The 1422-nt window shown below is 51.1% G+C and carries 1 protein-coding gene; it reads left to right on the top strand.

Annotated features, from left to right (window positions below):
• Positions 1-35: 35 nt before the first annotated feature.
• Entirely contained in the window at positions 36-1403 is a 1368-nt protein-coding gene (locus IEY52_RS26405) for an IS4 family transposase (RefSeq protein ID WP_189009669.1), read from the top strand.
• Positions 1404-1422 lie beyond the last annotated feature (19 nt).

Genomic DNA, 1422 nt, shown 5'->3' with positions numbered 1-1422 from the left:
CTGAGCAGTGAACACAAAGTCCTCACAATAGAGGAATGACCTTACAGCAGGACCTCCCGACCCTCCACCTGAGAGACCAACGTCTCAACACGGTGGGGGGTGAACTCTTTTCAGCCTTGAGAACCAAGCACACCAGCAATCTCAAAAAACTCGCTGGAAACTGCAACCAGCAAATCCAGTTCTACCGTTTCCTCAAAAACAAGCAGGTCTACCTTGACCAACTGATCTATGCTGTCCAACAACATACTTTGCGGCGTCTAGAACAGCAAGACCATGATCATTTGCTGCTCATCACTGATACCACAGAACTCAACTATGAAAAACAAAAGCATTACCACCACGGCAAAAATCTTGGGGTGGTCGGCAATAACACGGACCTGGGCTACTTCCTCCATGCTGGGGTCGTACTGGACGCGCAAAGCCATCAGCTGCTGGGTTGCCTTTCCTTGCAATTGTGGACCCGCACCCCAGACCAGGTGGAACCCTTGCCCGAATCCCGCAAGTGGTTTGTGACCGCCCGTGAAGCCCGCAAATTGCCTGCAAAACAAGTGACCTTGGTGCATGATCGGGAAGGCGAGATTTTTCAGCACTGGGTACAAGTGCAGCAGTTGGGCATCAAAATGGTCAGTCGAGCCCAACAAAACCGTCGGGTGTTGGGGGCAGCCAAAGGAGAAAAGCTCTTTGAGCTGCTGGCCAGACAACAGGAGCAAGGACATTTTGAAATGCAAGTCCCTGCCGACCTGAAAAAGCAACGTTCTGCACGGAAAAGCCGTTTTTCAGTCAGGTGGTGTGAAGTCAACATACGCTGTCCTGAAGAGCACATGACCCAGAAAAATCCTTGCGGTTTAACCCTGATGGGCTTGGAAGTCAGGGAAGATCAGGAGAACATCCCAGAGGGTGAAAAACCCATCATCTGGCGGCTCCTCACCAATCATGCCCTTAAAACGTTAGACGATGCCTTACGCATTCTGGGCTGGTATGTGGCGCGGTGGAGTGTGGAACAATGTTTTGCAGCAATCAAGACCCGAGTGTTTGATCTGGAAAACCGTCACCTGAGTGATGGTCTAGCTTTGCAAAAGTTAGGGGTGATGGTGATGTGGGCAGCGACTTTGAGCACGGAATTGGTGAAACGTAGAGACGATGGGACAACCCCTGCTAGTAATTTTTTCTCTGTGCAGCAGATCGTTTTATTGGAAAAGTTAAATCCGACCCTGGAGGGCAGGACCCAGAAATTAAAGAACCCCCACCCGACAGGAAGCATCGGGTGGGCGGTGTGGGTCATTGCCCGGTTGGGCAGCTGGCATTGTTATGGGGTTCCTGGAGTCAAGACCTTAAAAGCGGGTTTAGAGGCTTTCGAGTTGCTGTTTCTGGGCTTTTCCCTGCAAAATCCGCCAGATGAGTAACTTCTGTTCACTGCTCAGC

This window comes from Deinococcus roseus (genome assembly GCF_014646895.1).
Taxonomy (GTDB): Bacteria; Deinococcota; Deinococci; order Deinococcales; family Deinococcaceae; genus Deinococcus_C; species Deinococcus_C roseus.
Note: the sequence above shows the minus strand (reverse complement) of the source record. Positions and strands in the feature narration are given on the sequence as shown.

What these genes read in the sequence shown, in the direction of transcription:
- IEY52_RS26405 (WP_189009669.1), top strand. Translation starts at nt 36, where the DNA reads ATGACCTTACAGCAGGACCTCCCGACCCTCCACCTGAGAGACCAACGT.